The sequence below is a fragment of the Hyphomonas jannaschiana VP2 genome (genome assembly GCF_000685215.1).
Classification (GTDB): domain Bacteria; phylum Pseudomonadota; class Alphaproteobacteria; order Caulobacterales; family Hyphomonadaceae; genus Hyphomonas; species Hyphomonas jannaschiana.
Genome location: NZ_ARYJ01000015.1, coordinates 38,140 through 55,267, shown reverse-complemented (window position 1 = coordinate 55,267; position 17,128 = coordinate 38,140). Strand labels below are relative to the sequence as shown.

Annotated in this window: 15 protein-coding genes and 1 tRNA gene; 11 read left to right on the top strand and 5 right to left on the bottom strand. The window is 59.9% G+C overall.

What is annotated here, in order from left to right; genetic code table 11:
• The first annotated feature begins 135 nt into the window (after nucleotides 1-135).
• Both HJA_RS16235 and HJA_RS16230 read left to right on the top strand, forming a co-directional pair.
• On the top strand, nucleotides 136-573 hold the full coding sequence (locus tag HJA_RS16235) for a hypothetical protein (RefSeq protein ID WP_155840082.1): 438 nt from the start codon (nucleotides 136-138) through the stop codon (nucleotides 571-573).
• Complete coding sequence (locus HJA_RS16230; protein WP_035584239.1) at nucleotides 570-1,784, top strand: LL-diaminopimelate aminotransferase; 1,215 nt, start codon at nucleotides 570-572, stop codon at nucleotides 1,782-1,784. Before HJA_RS16235 ends, HJA_RS16230 begins: the two co-directional genes overlap by 4 nt.
• Before the next feature lie 4 nt (nucleotides 1,785-1,788).
• Here the strand turns inward: HJA_RS16230 and HJA_RS16225 are convergent, their stop codons facing one another.
• Nucleotides 1,789-2,664 carry a MaoC/PaaZ C-terminal domain-containing protein gene (locus HJA_RS16225; protein WP_035584317.1) on the bottom strand — a complete coding sequence of 292 codons (876 nt, stop codon included), beginning with the start codon at nucleotides 2,662-2,664 and terminating at the stop codon, nucleotides 1,789-1,791.
• A 154-nt stretch (nucleotides 2,665-2,818) separates the two neighbouring features.
• Between HJA_RS16225 and HJA_RS16220 the strand changes: the two genes are divergently transcribed.
• The 8 genes from HJA_RS16220 (at nucleotide 2,819) to HJA_RS18435 (ending at nucleotide 11,329) form a co-directional block, all read left to right on the top strand.
• Nucleotides 2,819-4,102, top strand: coding sequence for a homoserine dehydrogenase (locus HJA_RS16220; RefSeq protein WP_081814771.1), 1,284 nt, complete (start codon nucleotides 2,819-2,821; stop codon nucleotides 4,100-4,102).
• Between the two features lie 56 nt (nucleotides 4,103-4,158).
• Entirely contained in the window at nucleotides 4,159-5,112 is a 954-nt protein-coding gene (glpX, locus tag HJA_RS16215; protein ID WP_035584234.1) for a class II fructose-bisphosphatase, read from the top strand.
• Nucleotides 5,113-5,172: 60 nt separating this feature from the next.
• Complete coding sequence (gene recJ, locus HJA_RS16210; protein ID WP_035584231.1) at nucleotides 5,173-6,966, top strand: single-stranded-DNA-specific exonuclease RecJ; 1,794 nt, start codon at nucleotides 5,173-5,175, stop codon at nucleotides 6,964-6,966.
• A gap of 81 nt (nucleotides 6,967-7,047) precedes the next feature.
• Nucleotides 7,048-7,122: transfer RNA gene (locus HJA_RS16205), tRNA-Glu, on the top strand.
• A gap of 131 nt (nucleotides 7,123-7,253) precedes the next feature.
• Nucleotides 7,254-8,627 carry an anthranilate synthase component I family protein gene (locus tag HJA_RS16200; RefSeq protein WP_081814770.1) on the top strand — a complete coding sequence of 458 codons (1,374 nt, stop codon included), beginning with the start codon at nucleotides 7,254-7,256 and terminating at the stop codon, nucleotides 8,625-8,627.
• Entirely contained in the window at nucleotides 8,624-9,208 is a 585-nt protein-coding gene (locus tag HJA_RS16195) for an anthranilate synthase component II (RefSeq protein ID WP_035584228.1), read from the top strand. The genes HJA_RS16200 and HJA_RS16195 overlap by 4 nt, the downstream gene beginning before the upstream one ends.
• 83 nt (nucleotides 9,209-9,291) lie before the next feature.
• Nucleotides 9,292-10,041: an aminotransferase class IV gene (locus HJA_RS16190; RefSeq protein WP_162177084.1), complete on the top strand. Its 750-nt coding sequence runs from the start codon at nucleotides 9,292-9,294 to the stop codon at nucleotides 10,039-10,041.
• Nucleotides 10,042-10,123: 82 nt separating this feature from the next.
• Entirely contained in the window at nucleotides 10,124-11,329 is a 1,206-nt protein-coding gene (locus HJA_RS18435; RefSeq protein WP_081814769.1) for an alpha/beta fold hydrolase, read from the top strand.
• A gap of 20 nt (nucleotides 11,330-11,349) precedes the next feature.
• Here HJA_RS18435 and HJA_RS16180 read toward each other — a convergent pair whose 3' ends face one another.
• From HJA_RS16180 to HJA_RS16165, 4 genes are read right to left on the bottom strand one after another with little or no spacing between them, the layout of a single operon-like run.
• Nucleotides 11,350-11,880 carry a cysteine dioxygenase family protein gene (locus HJA_RS16180; RefSeq protein ID WP_035584225.1) on the bottom strand — a complete coding sequence of 177 codons (531 nt, stop codon included), beginning with the start codon at nucleotides 11,878-11,880 and terminating at the stop codon, nucleotides 11,350-11,352.
• A 45-nt stretch (nucleotides 11,881-11,925) separates the two neighbouring features.
• Nucleotides 11,926-12,825 (bottom strand): ribose-phosphate diphosphokinase, encoded by a 900-nt coding sequence (locus HJA_RS16175; protein WP_035584222.1) that lies wholly within the window; start codon nucleotides 12,823-12,825, stop codon nucleotides 11,926-11,928.
• On the bottom strand, nucleotides 12,822-14,330 hold the full coding sequence (locus HJA_RS16170) for a thymidine phosphorylase family protein (protein WP_035584219.1): 1,509 nt from the start codon (nucleotides 14,328-14,330) through the stop codon (nucleotides 12,822-12,824). Before HJA_RS16170 ends, HJA_RS16175 begins: the two co-directional genes overlap by 4 nt.
• Complete coding sequence (locus tag HJA_RS16165) at nucleotides 14,327-15,691, bottom strand: MBL fold metallo-hydrolase RNA specificity domain-containing protein (RefSeq protein WP_035584216.1); 1,365 nt, start codon at nucleotides 15,689-15,691, stop codon at nucleotides 14,327-14,329. The genes HJA_RS16170 and HJA_RS16165 overlap by 4 nt, the downstream gene beginning before the upstream one ends.
• A gap of 158 nt (nucleotides 15,692-15,849) precedes the next feature.
• On the opposite strand from HJA_RS16165, the gene HJA_RS16160 reads away from it, so the two are divergent.
• Nucleotides 15,850-17,124, top strand: coding sequence for an MgtC/SapB family protein (locus HJA_RS16160; RefSeq protein ID WP_051597800.1), 1,275 nt, complete (start codon nucleotides 15,850-15,852; stop codon nucleotides 17,122-17,124).
• The last annotated feature ends 4 nt before the right edge of the window (nucleotides 17,125-17,128 follow it).

The window sequence follows — 17,128 nt, the reverse complement described above, 5'->3', positions numbered from 1 at the left end:
CTGGCTCATCATCAACTCAGCCAGGGGTGCGGGGGTGTCCTTGATTCGCTCGCTACCACTCATTCGTACAAATTATGCCTGTTTTAGCTGTCCTTTACTATGCGCCTTAATATTTGTGATTTAGTGAGTCCCAGCATGAAAAACACGACGATTCCCCTTTTAAGTGTGTCGTTACTGCTCGTTGCGGGCTGTACGAGCTCTTTTTCGCGTGTTCGTGACGCAATTAACCAGGCGCCTGACTGGTATGATGCCCGCCGGAAGGAAATCCGGGGGGAAGGCTATCCGAAGCTGGCTGAGGTCAAGGAAATCCCGGCGGAGCAGCTACCCGGTCAGACATTACCAGCCTCTGCAGCCCGCGTGGACATATTGCAGGCCTATTTTGACTCTAATGAACGAGCGGAGCCTCCCGTGGATGTTGCCGGCCAGGTGGCCGCGCTGCTGAAGCGGGTAGAAGCGGATTTTGCGGGCTTTCCCGCAGATCCTGCTTTCCTGACGCAGGAAGAGATCGCCGAGATCGAAGCTGCGTTTAACGTTCCCAGAGTTACTGAAGGCCTCAAGGTCAGACGCAAATGAATACCGACTTTCACAAGATCCGCCGACTTCCCCCTTATGTTTTTGAACAGGTGAACCGCACCAAGGCGGCCCTTCGCGCAGATGGGGCGGACATTATCGACCTCGGCATGGGCAATCCCGACCTGCCGACCCCGAAACACATCGTCGACAAGTTGTGCGAAACGGCGCGCCGGCCAGACGTGAACGGCTATTCCGCCTCGCGCGGGATCCCGGGCCTGCGCCGCGCGCTGACCGACTATTACAAACGCCGCTTCGACGTGAAGCTGGACAAGGACCGGGAGGTGATTGTCACGCTCGGTTCCAAGGAAGGGTTTGCGAACCTTGCTCAGGCTATTTCGGCGCCGGGGGATGTGATCCTTGCGCCGGACCCGTCCTATCCGCTGCACCATTTCGGCTTCATCATCGCCGGAGCCTCGATCCGCGGCGTGCCGGCCCAGACGCCGGAGCAGTACCTCTCAAACCTCGGCAAGGCCGTGCACTATTCCGTGCCGCCGCCGACGGCGATGGTGCTCTGCTACCCGTCCAACCCGACGGCAGCCGTCTGCGACCTCGACTTCTACAAGGACGCCATCAAGTTCGCGAAGAAGCACGAGCTGTGGGTCCTCTCGGACCTTGCCTACAACGAGATCTATTTCGACGAACCGACGCCTTCGATCCTTCAGGTGGACGGAGCGAAGGACATCGCCGTCGAGTTCACGACCATGTCGAAGACCTATTCGATGGCCGGTTGGCGCATGGGCTTCGTCGCCGGGAACGAGACGCTGATTTCTGCGCTGGCCCGCGTGAAGTCCTATCTCGACTATGGCGCCTACACGCCGATACAGGTGGCCGCTGTGGCCGCGCTCGACGGTCCGCAGGACTGCGTGGACGAGACACGCGCGATCTACAAATCACGCCGCGATGTGCTGGTGGAGAGCTTCACCCGCGCCGGCTGGCCGGTGCCGAGCCCGGCGGCGTCCATGTTTGCCTGGGCCCCGATTCCGGAGCAGCTGAAGCATCTCGGCAGCCTCGAATTCGCTCTACAGCTGATCAACGAAGCGCATGTTGCTGTCGCCCCCGGCGCCGGCTTCGGCGAGCATGGCGACGGCCATGTCCGCATTGCCCTCGTCGAGAACGAGCAGCGCATCCGCCAAGCCGCCCGCAACATCCGGAAATTCCTGGAGAAACGCGGCGTGAAAGAGATCAAGCCAGCAGCTGCCGCCGCGGAATAACCGATCAGCTGTAGCTGAAACCACCATTATTGATGACGACACGGCCGTCTCCGCCAACGGTTTGGAAGATGGCTGTGCCGTCCTCGCCTTCGCCGGTCCAGATTTTGATGCTCAGTGCCTCGCCGGGCAGCACCGGTGATGAGAAGCGCCCGTCCATAGCCTTGAACCGTGCAGGTTCATTACCGCACAGCGATGCCAGCAGGGCCCGGCCGGTGAAGCCATAGGTGCACAGGCCGTGCAGGATCGGCTTTGGGAAACCGCCGACGTCTGAGAATTGCTTGTCGGAGTGGAGTGGGTTCCGATCGCCGCTGAGGCGGTAGAGCAGGGCCTGGTCAGGTCGCGTTTGATAGGTCACTTCATGATCCGGGGCCCGCTCTGGCGCGACATTCGTCTGGCCCGATGGGCCCTTGTCACCGCCAAAACCACCCTCACCGACAATGAAGACCGATGAGGTCAGGTCGAAGAGCGGTTTGCCGTCGGCCGTCAGGGTCGCCACGGCTTTTGTCGCAACGACGGCGCCTTTGCCTTTATCGTAGATGCCGGTGATTTCATCGACCATTGTAATCTCGCCCTCTACAGGGATCGGGCGGTGCAGGCGGATGCCCTGTTCTCCGTGGACAAGCATGCGGGGGTCATAGGTGCCGGCATTCGACATCGCGCTCTTGCCGCCTTGCGCATTGAACCCGGCCAGCACCCCGAATGTGGGTAGCACTTTCTGGTCCACACCCATCGTGTTCTCTGTCGTGAATTCCAGCTCTGACCCAACGGGGTCTTCCATCCCGCAGCCAACACCCAGCGCGTAGAGCAGGGCATCGCGCGAGTTCCACGCCCATGTACGTGGTGTGCCTTTTGATCCGACGGCATCCTGATTGATGGGCATGTTTGCGTCCTCCCGCTTTTTTCTTTGTTTGCCCATTAAGCACGGGCTCTGAAACCTCTGCAATGGGGACGGTTTGGGCGGTCGCCCCCTTTCCCCGGCGCGCCAAACCAGCTAGGCACCAGCCCGGACATTGAGCAACAAATAGGGGGCCCTGTTGGGACCTTTGAAGATAGGGATCGCCGGTCTGGGCCATGTCGGCTGCGGCCTGATCGAACTGGTCGAGCGCCAGCAGAACCTGCGCCTGCCGGGCGAAGTACAGATCACAGGTGTCAGCGCGCGCAGCCAGTCGCGCAACCGGCCGGTCGACATCAGCCCGTACCGCTGGTTCGACGACGCGGCGACGCTGGCTGAAGACCCGGATGTCGACGTCTTTGTCGAGCTGATGGGTGGGTCTGACGGCCCGGCCAAGTTTGCTGTGGAAACGGCCCTGAAAGCCGGCAAGCATGTGGTCACTGCCAACAAGGCGTTGATTGCCAAGCACGGTATGGCGCTGGCGCGCCTGGCGGAAGAAAAGCAGGTGGACCTGTTGTTCGAAGCCGCTGTCGCCGGGGGGATTCCGGTTGTGCGCGTGCTTCGCGACAGCCTTGCTGGTACTGAAGTCAAGCGCATCACGGGCATCCTGAATGGCACTTGCAACTACCTCACCACAGTGATGCTGGAGCAGGGCCGCGAGTATGACGATGTGCTCGCCGAAGCGCAGCGTCTCGGCTATGCGGAGGCCGATCCCACGCTGGACGTCTCCGGTATGGACGCGGCCCACAAGGCGGCCATTCTTTCCGCGATTGCCTTCTCGGCGGATCTCGATTTTTCCAAGGTCAGCGTGTCCGGCATCGACAAGGTCAGCCTGCTGGACCTGCGTCTGGCGGACCGGTTGGGCTATCGTATCAAACTGATCGCTGAAGGCGTTCTCACCGATGAAGGTGTGGTCTGCCGCGTGGAGCCGCTGGTCCTGCCGGCGAGCCATCCGCTGGCTCGCGTCAATGGCAGCCTGAACACGGTTCGCATCGAAGGCGACCCGGTCGGCGCGATCACGCTCACCGGTCCTGGCGCCGGTGCCGGGCCGACCGCGAGCGCTGTGATGGGCGACGTCGCAAAGATGTTCCGCCCGGCGATCCGTCCGGCATTCGGCCGCGCGGCTCATCATATGGGTCGCCCGTTCGTGCAGGGGGCGCCGACGGAGGTCGCGCCGTTCTTCCTGCGCGTTTACCTGCCTGATCAGCCCGGCGCGCTGGCCGCGCTCACGGAGGCCCTCGCAAAGGAAGGCGTATCCGTCGACAAGCTGTTGCAGGAGTCCGGCGAGGAATCCGGTGCAGCCCCTGTGGTGATCGTTACTCATCGGTGCCCGAGATCCAACATGCAGGCCGCGTTGGAGCGGTTGGAAAAAATCGCAAAGCCGATTGACGCACCACGGCTAATCCGTATCGAAGCGGCAAGCTAATTGCTTACCGTCTAGGCGATAAAGACAAGAATCCCGCGTTCGGAGACAAAATAATTATGGAAAACAACGTTCTGACGCCCAGCCTGGCGGATGCCATGGTGCGCGTGACCGAAGTCGCAGCGATTGCTGCATCAAAACTGGTCGGTCGAGGCGACGAGAAAAAGGCCGATGCGGCCGCCGTCGATGCCATGCGCACCGCGTTCAATCAGGTTGATTTTCAGGGCCGTGTCGTCATCGGTGAAGGTGAGCGTGACGAAGCCCCGATGCTCTACATCGGCGAAGAAGTCGGCACCGGCAAAGGCCCGGCGATCGATATTGCCCTCGACCCGCTGGAAGGCACCACGCTGACCGCCAAGGCGATGGCAAACGCGCTTGCCGTTCTGGCCATCGCGCCGAAGGGCGGCCTGCTGCACGCGCCGGACACCTATATGGACAAGATCGCCATCGGCCCGGGCTATCCGGAAGGTATTGTGAGCCTTGAGGCCAGCCCTGCTGAAAACATCACCGCGCTTGCCAAGCACAAAGGCGTTGAAGTCTCGGACATGACGGCCTGCGTTCTCGATCGCCCCCGCCACGAAGACATTATCGAAAGCCTGCGGTCTGCTGGCGCCCGCGTTGCCCTGATCACCGACGGCGATGTGGCTGGCGTCATCGCGACCACCAACCCTCATACGGGCATCGATCTCTATCTCGGTTCCGGCGGCGCTCCGGAAGGCGTGCTAGCCGCCGCCGCCCTAAAATGCGTTGGCGGCCAGATGTTCGGCCGCCTTGTCTTCCGCAATGATGACGAGAAGAAGCGCGCGGAACGGGTCGGCATCACCGATCTTGGCCGCACCTATGCCCTGAATGAGCTGGCGTCTTCGGACACCGTGTTCTGTGCGACCGGTGTGACCCAGGGCTCCATGCTGAGCGGCGTCGCGCACCGTGACGGCCGCGTCCACACGCACACGCTGGTCATGACCTCGACTGACGGCATGGTCCGCTACATCCGGTCGAACCGGAAGGCATAAGCCCGGGGCAATTGCTCCCTCCTTGTGATAAGCTCCGGGAAACATGATTCCCGGAGCCTCATGACTGCCACTGCCCGAAAAACTGAAGACAGGCTCTTTGCGGTAGACCGGTCTGCAACAGGACGGTTCTGGACGCTTGCGGACGCTGATGAGGCGCTGGTGCGTCGGCTTGCGCCTGCCGTTGGCGGTTCGGACCTGTTGGCGCGACTGCTGGCGGAGCGCGGCGTCGATCCGGATAGCGCAGGCGCCTATCTGGCGCCGACCTTGCGTGAAACGTTCCCGAACCCGTCCAGCTTCGCCGACATGGACAAGGCGGCAGAAGTTGTTCTCGACGCAATCCTCGAAAAGAAACGCGTCACCGTCTTTGCCGACTACGATGTCGATGGTGGCACCAGTTCGGCCATCCTCGCGCGCTATTTCCGCGCCTGGGGGCAGGAGCTTGGCCTCTATGTGCCCGACCGGTTGGAAGAGGGCTATGGCCCGTCACCACAAGCGTTCAGGCACCTCAAGGAGACGGGCTCTGATCTGGTCATTACGGTGGACTGCGGCGCAGCGGCTGTGGGGGCGCTGGAAGAGGCGCAGCGCATCGGACTGGAGGTCGTCGTTATCGACCACCACCTCATGGCCGGGCACAATCCGCCAGCCCTGGCGCTCGTGAATCCCAACCGGCCAGACGATACGTCCGGTCAGGGGCATCTGGCTGCTGCGGGTGTGGTGTTTGTCTTCGTCGCGGCCCTGAACCGTCTCGCCCGTGAGCGCGGTATAGCGCCGCCGGATGGTCTGCCGGACATCATGGCGCATCTGGACCTCGCCGCGCTTGGCACCCTGTGCGACATGGCCCCGCTGCACGGCGTAAATCGGGCGTTTGTCCGGCAAGGTCTCACCATGCTCTCGCGCGGCCAGAATGAGGGCCTGCGCGCCCTGGCTGAGGTGTCCGGCATCCAGAAAGTCGAAACGGTCTACCACGCAACCTTCATGCTTGGCCCGCGCCTAAATGCCGGCGGGCGGGTGGGAGACCCTTGGATCGCTGCGAAGCTACTTGCGACTGATAACCGGGCTGAGGCCATCGCGCTGGCCGAGCAGCTTCATGGCCTCAACGAGGAGCGAAAGGCGGTCGAGGCGGCGATCCTCGACCAGGCCGTCATGCAGGCTGAAAAGGCCCTCGAAAAGACCCCGGATCGGGGTATCCTGATCGCCGCCGGGGAAGGCTGGCATCCGGGCGTTATCGGCATTGTCGCCGGCCGCCTGAAGGACCGGTTCCACCTGCCCAGTATTGTAATCGGTTGGGGTAAAGGGCTGGGGCCCGTCGCCAAGGGCTCGGGCCGGTCCGTGACAGGGGTAAACATTGGCGACGCAATCGCTGCCGCTGCGCGCGAGGGCGTGATCCTTTCGGGGGGCGGGCATGCCATGGCAGGCGGTCTCAGCCTGGAGCCATCACAGCTGGACGCATTCGACGCCTGGATGGTCACTCATATGGCGCAGTTCACTGCAGAACGAGCTGCTGCGCTGGAACTACCCATAGACGCGATCCTGGCGCCAGGCGCAGCGACGCCCGAACTTGTCGACCGCGTGGCCGAGATTGGACCGTTCGGAGCCGGGGCACCCGAACCTGTATTTGCACTTCAGTCCGTGCAGGTGTCATATGCACGGCAGGTGGGCGCTAATCACTGGAAATTCACTGCAGAAGATGCGTCAGGCCGCCTCGATTGCATTGCCTGGCGGGCCGTAGGAGCACCTCTGGGCGAGGCCCTGCAGCCCGGTAGCCGTGTTCATCTGGCCGGACGCCTGAAGGCCGACGAATGGAATGGCCGCCGCCGTGTGCAGCTGGATGTCATGGATGCGGCCGAGGCCTGAATTTATGTGCAGAAACTGCCATCATGATGGCTTGCGCTCTCCGCCAGCAATGGCTATACGGCCTCTTCTTCGAACCGGTGCGGTCCCTTCGTCTATCGGTTAGGACGCCAGGTTTTCAACCTGGAAAGAGGGGTTCGATTCCCCTAGGGACTGCCACCGTCGATTTTCCCCGTCATGTCAGGATTGTGCTTGCCATGCCCATAGGGCTGACGGTGCGGGTAGTATGTGACATCGGCAGAGCCGGTCACTACATTCCTATTGCGGTATGACTTCAAGCGGATGGCGACGTGCTCAGACAGGATTTGCCTTGGCGGGAGCCGGCCGAACTTGCCCGGAAGCTGCACCGACAACCGGGATTTGTCTGGTTGGACAGTGCTGACGCTGCACTTCATCAAGGACGGTATTCTTACATCGCCATCAATCCTGTTTCTCGGTTCCAATGGGGATGCCGAGACAGCGCTGCCAATTTCGCGGGCGCGTTCCGCGCCTGGCGAAACCGGTTTCAGAGTGATGTGATTTCCGGTGGCGCGCCGTTTCAGGGCGGCGTCATCGGTTATGTCAGTTACGAGGCGGCGAGCATATGGATGAGGGATTTTCACTCCCGTCATGCAAGCAGTTGCGATGTTTTCCTGGAATTCTCTGCATACGATACAGTTCTCGCATTCGATCATCAGACGCAAAGCCTGTCGGTTTATTCCGCCGGGTTGTCCGGTCGCGGGGGGCAGCCCGATCCGCTGCTTGCGAGGCAAAACATCACCCAGTTGGTGGCGTTGATTTCCGAAAATGATGCTCCGTACGGGATATGTGAGGGTGAAGAAGCGGACTGGTCGATCTCCCCGCAACAGGCGGACTATACTGAAAGCGTTTCCGCAACGCGCGAAGCGATACTGGATGGCGAAATCTATCAGGCCAATATTGCGACCCTCTGGACCCGGCCTTCCCGATCCGCTGAACACGCATTCAACGACTACCTGGGCCTGAGGGATAAGACACAGGCGGGTGTTTCCGCGTTCGGCGCATTCTCAAACCGAACTATCGCGTGCCTGTCGCCGGAACGGCTTGTCACCATGACATCAGATGGCGCCGTTCGGGCAGAGCCGATCAAAGGCACAGCGCGGCGATCATCTGACCCGGAGGAAGACCAAAAGGCGGCTGAAGCGCTTTCTGCATCCGATAAAGACCGGGCCGAGAATATCATGATTGTCGATCTGCTGCGGAATGACCTTTCCAGAGTGTGTCAGCCCGAATCTATCCGCGTCAGCCGTTTATGCCGTGTCGAAACATTGCCCAATCTTTTCCATCTGGTGTCGACGATCGAGGGGAAGCTCTCGCCGGATAAGGATGCTGTGGACCTGCTCGGCGCAGTCTTTCCCGGCGGCTCAATTACCGGCGCACCCAAGCTTCGGGCGATGGAAATTATCGACCAGCTCGAACCGGCAGCACGTGGCGCATTCTGCGGTTCTTTCGGATATGTCGGTTATGATGGCGCCTGTGATTTCAATATCATGATCCGTACAATTGATCATTTGCCGGAGGAAGACAGGTATTGGTCTGGTGCCGGAATTACCTTGCTTTCTGATGCCGCGGCCGAATGGGACGAAGTCCGGCTGAAGGCTGAGCGGATCATTGGTGCGGCTCGAACAGCGGTGGATGAAGCATGATCCTGATGCTGAATAATCGAGACAGTTTCGTCTACAATCTTGCTCGCTACCTGACTCTGTCTGGTGCAGACATTCAGGTTGAGGACAGCCGCAGTGTCTCCCTTAAAGACATTGTGCGCCTGCGCCCAGAGGCGATCGTGATATCGCCCGGGCCTTCGCGTCCCGATCAGGCGGGTGTTTCCATTGAGGCTATTCAAACTTTCGGCGCAGACTTGCCGATACTTGGCGTGTGTTTGGGGCATCAGGCCATCGCGGTGGCGTATGGTGGATCCGTGAGACGGGCGCGCACTCCGACGCATGGGCGAGCAGCAGGCATTTCGCATCACTCGAGAGGCTTGTTCCGAGGGCTGCCTTCACCCCTGCCTGTCGGACTGTACCACTCTCTGGTCGTCGATCTGCCTTTGGCCGAAACCGGGTTACAGATCGATGCAACAGCGCCGGATGGTGAGATCATGGCGCTGTCCCACACAAAACACCCCATCTATGGTGTACAGTTCCATCCGGAATCGATCCTCACGGAGCACGGGCATGATCTGCTCAGAAATTTCCTAAGCCATTGTAAGTCTGTCCCATGCCTGTGATTCAGCTAAATCAGTCCGTGTCGTCTGCAAACTCAGTGCGTGCCTTCGACCTGACGGACCGGGGGCTGTTGCTCGGAGATGGCGTGTTTGACACATCCTTGGTGGTCGACGGGCATGTCGTCCTGCGTGATCGCCATATCGGGCGGTTGCTTGAGGCATGCGAAATCTTCGGTCTGGATGTATCTGACGCGTCTATTGAGGCGCTTATGGACAGCGCGGTTCCGGCAGGCGAAACCGGCGCGCTGCGTGTCACGGTGACCCGTGGTCCCGGCGCGAGGGGGCTGGTTGGAACCACAGCAACCACCCCCACCGTTCTGACTTCTTTCACGCCGCAAGCGCTGAATTACCCACCGCCGCCTGTCAGGCTTGGTGTAAGCGCCATTCATCGCAATCCAACAGCCCCCTCAGCCCTGTACAAGACACTTTCCTATGGCGACGCCATCATGGGACACAGACGCGCCCTGGAAGCAGGCTTTGACGATGCGCTGTTCGTGACGCCGGATGGCCGGGTGTCCTGTAGTTCCGTCGCGAATATCTGGGCAAGGTTTGGCTCTGCTCTGGTCACTCCGCCGAGAGGAGACGGGGTTGTGGCGGGGGTCATGCGGAACTGGATCCTGGAGCATGCCGCTCAGGCCGGATACCAAGTGTCTGAACGCAGTCTTCGTCTTGAAGACCTGCGTGATGCAGACGGCGTGTTCCTGACAAACAGTCTGCGCTTGCTGGTCCCGGTCCGCGCGATTGACGATCTCGACTTTGCACCGGAGCTTCCGGCGAAGCTGGTTGGGCTTGTCGGCGATCTGCTGACCCAGGCTGCGCGTACTAGGGAGGCGTAGCGCGGTGCCCAGCCTGCGCCTTGGTTCTCTACGGCGGGGTGCATATATGTGAAACTCCGCTACGACTCACGCAGGAGGTCGCATGCAGCCGGTCAGTTTCAAGGGATTTGCAGGCGTTGAGCTCAAAGGGGATGCGTTCGGCTCACCGGATGATCCGGCCGTTCTGCTGATCCATGGCGGCGCGCAGACGCGCGACGTATGGGACGAGGTTGCGGACGCGCTGGAAAAGGCAGGCCGCTATGTCATCCGGATTGACCTGCGCGGACATGGCGAAAGCGAATGGCCTGCAGACCAGCGATATGAGTTCAATGCTTTTGTGGAAGACCTGCGTGCTTTGTTGGCGCAAATGGCATCCCGGCCGGTCATCGTTGCTGCCTCTCTGGGCGGCTGGGCGGCGACGGCAGCGCTGGGGGAGGATGGGGGGCATCTGGCGGCCGGGCTCGTGCTGATCGATTCCGTACCTGAAATGGATTTTGACGCGGCTTGCCGTCCCGACTCGAGCGGCATGCATCGCGCGAGCTTTGACCCGGCTTTCACCCGCGGTTTTGATCCTGAGTCGGCTGTGGCGCGGGTGACTGATGCGGTTGCTCATATCAAGGTGCCTGTCCTTTTTGTCCGTGGGACGAAGAGCGAGCTGTCGGGCGCGGACGAAGCGAGCCGTTTTCTCGGCAATTTTGAGAATGTGGAATATGCGGAAATCCGGGAGGCCGGACAGATGGTCGCCGAGGAGCGGGCGGACATGTTCAGTGCCACGCTTCTGGACTTTCTCGAACGCAGGGTGCCGCGCTTTGCGCCGGAGTATCGCCAGGGATCTGACGCGAGAACGCTCAGAGATGCACTCGGCTGTTTCGCGACTGGTGTGACGGTCGTGACGACATTGGATAAAGCGGGTCAGCCAGTCGGACTGACGGCCAACTCGTTTACGTCCGTTTCTCTTGATCCGCCGCTTCTGCTGGTCTGTATCGCGAAAACCGCGAGTAGTCTTGAGGCGATGGAGGCTGCAGAAAACTTCGCCGTCAACGTCTTGCATATCGGGCAGCAGCCGACGTCCAACCTGTTTGCAAAATCAGGTGAAGACCGCTTTGCGTCCACGCCCTGGAGCCGGGGGCACAATGGGGCGCCTTTGCTCTCTGGTGCATTGGTGAATTTTGAATGCCGGCGCTACGCCCTTCATGATGGCGGAGATCATGTCATACTGGTGGGCGAAGTGATCCGTGCACGGTTTGAACCGAGGCGCGATCCGCTGCTTTATTTCAGAGGCAAATACCGGCGCCTGCATTTTGCCTGACTGCGCATTCTTCGAGATGGTCAGCTGGCGAAAAAGGCTTTGACTCGCTCGATGTCATAGGGGCGCTCGGCCAGGCTTTCTTCATCCCATTCGCTGCGTGGCTGGGCGAAGAAGTCACCCCCGTACACATGGATTGCTCCGGTGGGTCTGCCCAGCGGATTGGTCACGGAGTGAATGATGTCCTTGCCCAGTGGTGCGACGTCTCCGGCAAGAAGAGTGCGCGCCCCGGCGGCCTCAACGCGGGTTGGGTCGTCTTTCGTCCGGCGCCAGAAAATGTTGTCTTCCCGGCCGGTGTAAATTCCGATGATCGCCCACATTTCGTGATTGTGGGGCATCAGCGTTGCGTGTGCACCCCAGACGACATTCAGCACTGTAAGCGTATTCGAACGGTGCAGCACATCGATGCTGGCACCCGAAGGCTCCCCAACTGCCTTCAGAATTGCGTCAGGGGCGTGGAAGGCCGACTCCATCACTTCCAGAACGGCGCGATGCGTTGGATCCTTCGATACGGCGTCGCGGCAGTCGGCGACAAAGCTATGGACGTCAAACATGGCTCTCCTCCCAAAATAGGAGTGTCGGCTCGTAATCCGGCAACGTCAATCCTGCGGTAGGTCTATTCGGCGCGCTGCTTCGGCCAGGACCTTCGTTACGTCGATAGCATTTGTCTTGTGGGGCAACGCGTTGGTGGTGACGACACGGGCTGCGCCGGCGGCGATCAGTTCCTCATAGGCGCCATCGGCGAAAATGCCGTGCACCGCGCAGCAGATGGGACGTGGCTGGCCGCTTTCGCAAAGGGCACGCACCAAAGTTGCGAGCGTGGTGCCGGACGAAATAATATCGTCTACGATGACAGGCGTGTGGTCACCGGCGTCAATACCGGCAGGCACGTCGATCTGAACATCCTTGTCGCCATTCCGCGTTTTGCGGAACACGTCGTAGGGAGCATTGCAGGCTTCCGCGATAGCGCGAACCCATTGCTCGCTTTCTACGTCAGGGCCGTAGATGATCGGCTTGTCGATATGCTCCTTGATCCAGCGCGCGATTGGCGCCGTTGCATGAGCGAGTTCGCCAGGAATGGTGAACACATCGTCCAGGCTGGCGAGTCTGTGCAGATGCGGATCAAGTGTCGTGACCCAGGAGAGGTGAGCAGAGAGTAGCGAGCCGATGTGACGGGCACTGATTGATTCTCCGCGATTGAACGCGATGTCCTGCCTAAAATACGGCATATAGGGGGCGATCAGGCCGACCGAGTTTGCGCCGAGTTCCTTTGCTGTCATCGCTGCGAACAGGAGTGGGACCAATTTCGGATCCGGATGGTCAAGGCAGTCCACAAGCGCGATATGCCGGCCGTCAGGAGGCGTAAGAAAGCGCAGATAGCTTTCACCGTCAGGAAATTTGTGGAACTCGATTTCACCGATGTCGGCGCCGAGTTCATGGGCGAGTGGGGCTGCAAGATGGCCCGTGCCCGGGAGGAAATAGAGGAGGAAGCGCGTCATCGTGTCAGCTCAATAATGTCTGGGTTGGATTTCACATAGTCGAGCACATAGGTCAGCTCGCCAATGGATTCTGTGTGTAGAGTATACAAGGGAGTGCCCTGCCGCACAGCGTCACCGATCCGCACATGCAGGTCCAGGCCTGCGGCCTTGTCGTCCGGGGCACCGGCAAGTTTTGCCACGCGGGCCAGACGGTGATTGTCGATGGCGGCAACACGGCCACTGCGGGTGGCATTCACTGGCCGCTGGAATTTTGCGACTGGTGGATCAAAAACGCCGCCCTGAGCCTTGCAGATGGCAAGGAATTTGTCCCATGCTCGCCCACTGTCGAGTGTTTCGGTTGCAATCGCCAGCCCTTCACCTGTTCCGGCTTTTTCTGTCAGCTCCAGAACCGCGCCAGCAAGAGTGAGCGATTTTTCCCTCAGATCTTGCGGGGCGTTCGGCGCACGTTTCAGTACATTAACGACATCGCGGGCTTCCAGCGCCGGGCCGATACCGCGCCCGATCGGTTGTGACCCATCGGACACTTCTATACGCAGTGCCAGGCCGAACGTGCTGGCAACCGTCGTAAACAGGTCGGCCAGGTCCCGCGCCTGTGCACGATTCCGGATTTTTGCAGTCGGACCGACTGGAATGTCGATGACGACATGCGTCGCGCCGGCTGCGATTTTCTTGGACAAAACAGACGCTACCATGGAGCCGGCCGAGTCAAAATTCAGTGCACGTTCAACACGAATAATCGCCGTATCAGCCGGCGAAAAATCGACTGCATCTCCCCAGATGAAGCAACCGCCTTCGGTCTGAATCACTTTGCGCAATTCGTCCCTGTTCAGGTCCACCCGTGTCAGCGTTTCCATCGTGTCCGCCGTCCCGGCGGGGGATGTGATTGCGCGCGATGAGGTCTTCGGAATGAGCAGTCCGTTGGCAGCTGCGATTGAGACGACGATGGGTGTTGTGCGATTGGCAGGCAGACCGCCAACGCAATGTTTGTCCGCAACGGGTGTCACACCCCAGTCGATACGGTCTCCGGTGTCGATCATGGCGCGGGTGAGGGATATGACTTCGCGCGTAGACAGAGGCTTCGCGGCGGTTGCGGTCACAAAGGCGGTCAAATGAATGTCCGAATAGGCTCCTCGCACAATATCGGTAACGATCTCCCGGATCTGAGCTTCATTAAGACCATCATCAAAGATGCGTTGGCGTACAAACCCCAATGACATCAGAGGTGGGGCGTGCGTGATTCGAACTGTGTCTCCGGCTTCAACACCAAGACGTTCCCATGCCAAATCTGCCAGGCCGACAGTGCCAACCGGCAACCAGTCTTCCGTCACCTGATAAAGCGTGGCGATGATGGAATTGTCGCCATGTGTTATGGTCACCTGGCTGTGGGCGCTCATGCCTTCGGACCGGCACACAGGACAGTCCGCGTGAACCAGCACAATCAGTTCATGCTGGGTCAACACACCCAGGCGCTGAACGTGCATCAGGTTGGTAGGGTGATCGCTCATTTCAGCCGCAGCGTCTCGCCTTGCTCGGGAACCCTGCAGGACCAGCCGAGTTCTTCGCTGATCCGATGCCGGAATGTGTCGGAGGCCGTGGCTTCGCCATGCACGACAAAGGTTTCCTTCGGCGCTGCTTCAAAATTACCGAGCCAACGCATGAGCTCATCTGAGTCGGCATGGGCGGACAGCATATGGAGATTCTGGACCTCCGCATTCACCTCGTAATAACCGCCATGAATCTTGATCTTGCGTGTACCGGCCAACATCGCGGCGCCGCGGGTTCCGCCGGCCTGAAAGCCAGCGAACAAGATCGTGTTCCGGGCATCTGGCGCATAGACTTTGAGGTGGTGCAGGATACGCCCGCCCGTGGCCATGCCGCTCGCCGAGATAATGATCTTGGGCATCATTTCTGTATCGAGCTTTCGGGACTCTTGGCTAATCCGGGTGTAGGTTGCGACATCACATGCTGCCTGGGCCTCTTCCCGGGAGAGTTTGTGAGCCGCAGCATGGCGGACAAATAGTTCGCTGACGTTTATGGCCATCGGACTGTCGAGATAGACTGGCATGTCCGGAATACGACCGCTGGCCCGGAGCCGGCTGATATGAAACAGAAGGGACTGAGCCCGCCCCACTGCAAAGGACGGGATCACGACCGTGCCGCCTCTCTGAAAAGTACGGTTCACGATCGCTTCGAGCGCATCTTCCGGATCGGTCTCAGGATGAACTGTGTCGCCATAGGTGGACTCCACCAGGACATAGTCCGCGTGCCTGATGCCGGCAGGATCATGCATGATCGGATTATCATACCGGCCGAGATCGCCCGAGAACGCGATCTTCGTGGAGCCGGTATCGAGCAGAACAGACGCCGCCCCGAGGATATGGCCGGCCTCGATGAATGTGGCGCTCACACCATTTCCCAGTTCGACCATGTCAGAGAATCCGTGAGTCCGGAATGATTTCAGGCAGGCCTCGGCATCCTCCTGAGTGTACAATGGTAATGCCGGATGATGGCGGGAAAAGCCCTGCTGGTTCGCCATATCAGCTTCGCGTTCCTGTAGGTATCCGCTGTCAGGTAAAAGGATGTTGCATAGGTCTCGAGTGGGCGTGGTTGCGTGGATATTGCCTTTGAACCCGTCGCGAACCAGAAGCGGCAGATAGCCTGAATGGTCTATATGGGCATGAGTCAGAACGACCGTATCGATGTCTTTTGGTGCAATCGGCAAGGGTTTCCAGTTCCGGTTCCGGAGCTGTTTGAACCCCTGGAACAGGCCGCAATCCACCAGAATTCGCTGTCCTCGCGTTTCGACGAGGTATTTTGAGCCGGTTACAGTGCCAACCCCGCCGAGAAACGTGATCTTGTCAGTCATGCCAAGGTCTTTCCGCGCATTACTTGAGATGCCATCAAAGGACAGACCGGCCGCTTGCACAAGCGGCTCATTCGTCGCCAGCCGAGAAGGGAATCTACGGATGGCTGAAAGGCTGTGACTGGAGCTAGACTAATGCGTTTCAAGACCGGGAGGTAAGCTTGGAGGCAACGGAAAATGTCCTGTCTCTGGCAGTCAATCTGCTGGCGTCACTCGCTGTCGGTCTGATCGTAGGATTGGAACGGGGGTGGAAGGAACGTGGGGATCCGAGTGGCAGCCGTGTCGCCGGATTCCGGACTTTTGGCCTCATGGGTTTATCCGGCGGCCTGGTCGCCGTTCTCGACGGAGGTAATGGATTTGTTATTTCCGCAGGAGCAATCGGCCTGGCCTTGCTGCTTCGCCAGGGCTTTGAAGCGCAAATCGATGAGACACGAAATGTCAGTGCGACAACCGCCGTCGCGGCCCTGATCACGTTCAGTCTTGGGGCGGTGTCGGTGAAAATCTCCCCGTTACTCGCAGGTGGGGGAGCTGTCGTGGCGGCTTTTATCCTTTGGCTTCGGGAACCGATGCACCGTCTGCTGGAAAGGATAGATGCTCATGAAATGAGTGCTTTCCTGCGCCTGTTATTGATCACAATCGTGGTGTTGCCCGCCATGCCTGACATTGGGTTCGGGCCTTATGATGTGATCAACCCACGCCACATCTGGTGGATGGTCGTACTGATCAGCGCTCTCGGTTTTGTTGGATATGTCGGCGTCAAGGCGTTGGGGGAACGTGCGGGTGTCGGTTTGCTGGCACTGGCTGGGGGGCTTGCCTCATCCACAGCTGCCACCTTGTCATTGTCTCAACTATCAAAGGATGGCGGGCGTTCGGTCGCCTATGCTGGCGGTGTTGCGGCGGCTTGGGCCGTCATGGTGGCACGAACGGCTCTGATCGTTGCATTTATACGCCCGAGCCTGCTGCCGGTGCTTTGGTTGCCGCTTGGTGCCATGTTTGCGGTACCGTTGCTGTCTGCCGCTCTCATGCTGCGGAGGCAGACTGAGAAGACAGAAGCCGCGCTCTCTCTTCCGAACCCGTTAGACCTCAAATCGGCAATCGTGTTCGCTGCGGTTCTGACCGCGGCGCTTGTGCTGTCCCGCATCGCGCAGGAAGCTTGGGGAGACAATGGCGTCCTTGGTGTGGCATCCATTGCAGGCGCAGTGGACGCGGATGCTGTCACGCTTTCCATGGGACGATTGAGTGCCGCTGATCTATCAGACCTCACCGCCGCGCGTGCGATCGTCATCGCAGTCGTGGTCAACACCTTGTTCAAGGTCATGTTGGCCATCGGTGTGGGCGCAGTGGACTTCAGAAAGCTGGTCCTGCTGACCGGTGCGTTGACAGTTTCAGTTGGGGGCATCGCGATGTTTGCCGCGAGCGCCCTTGGAATGGCTTGAGCTG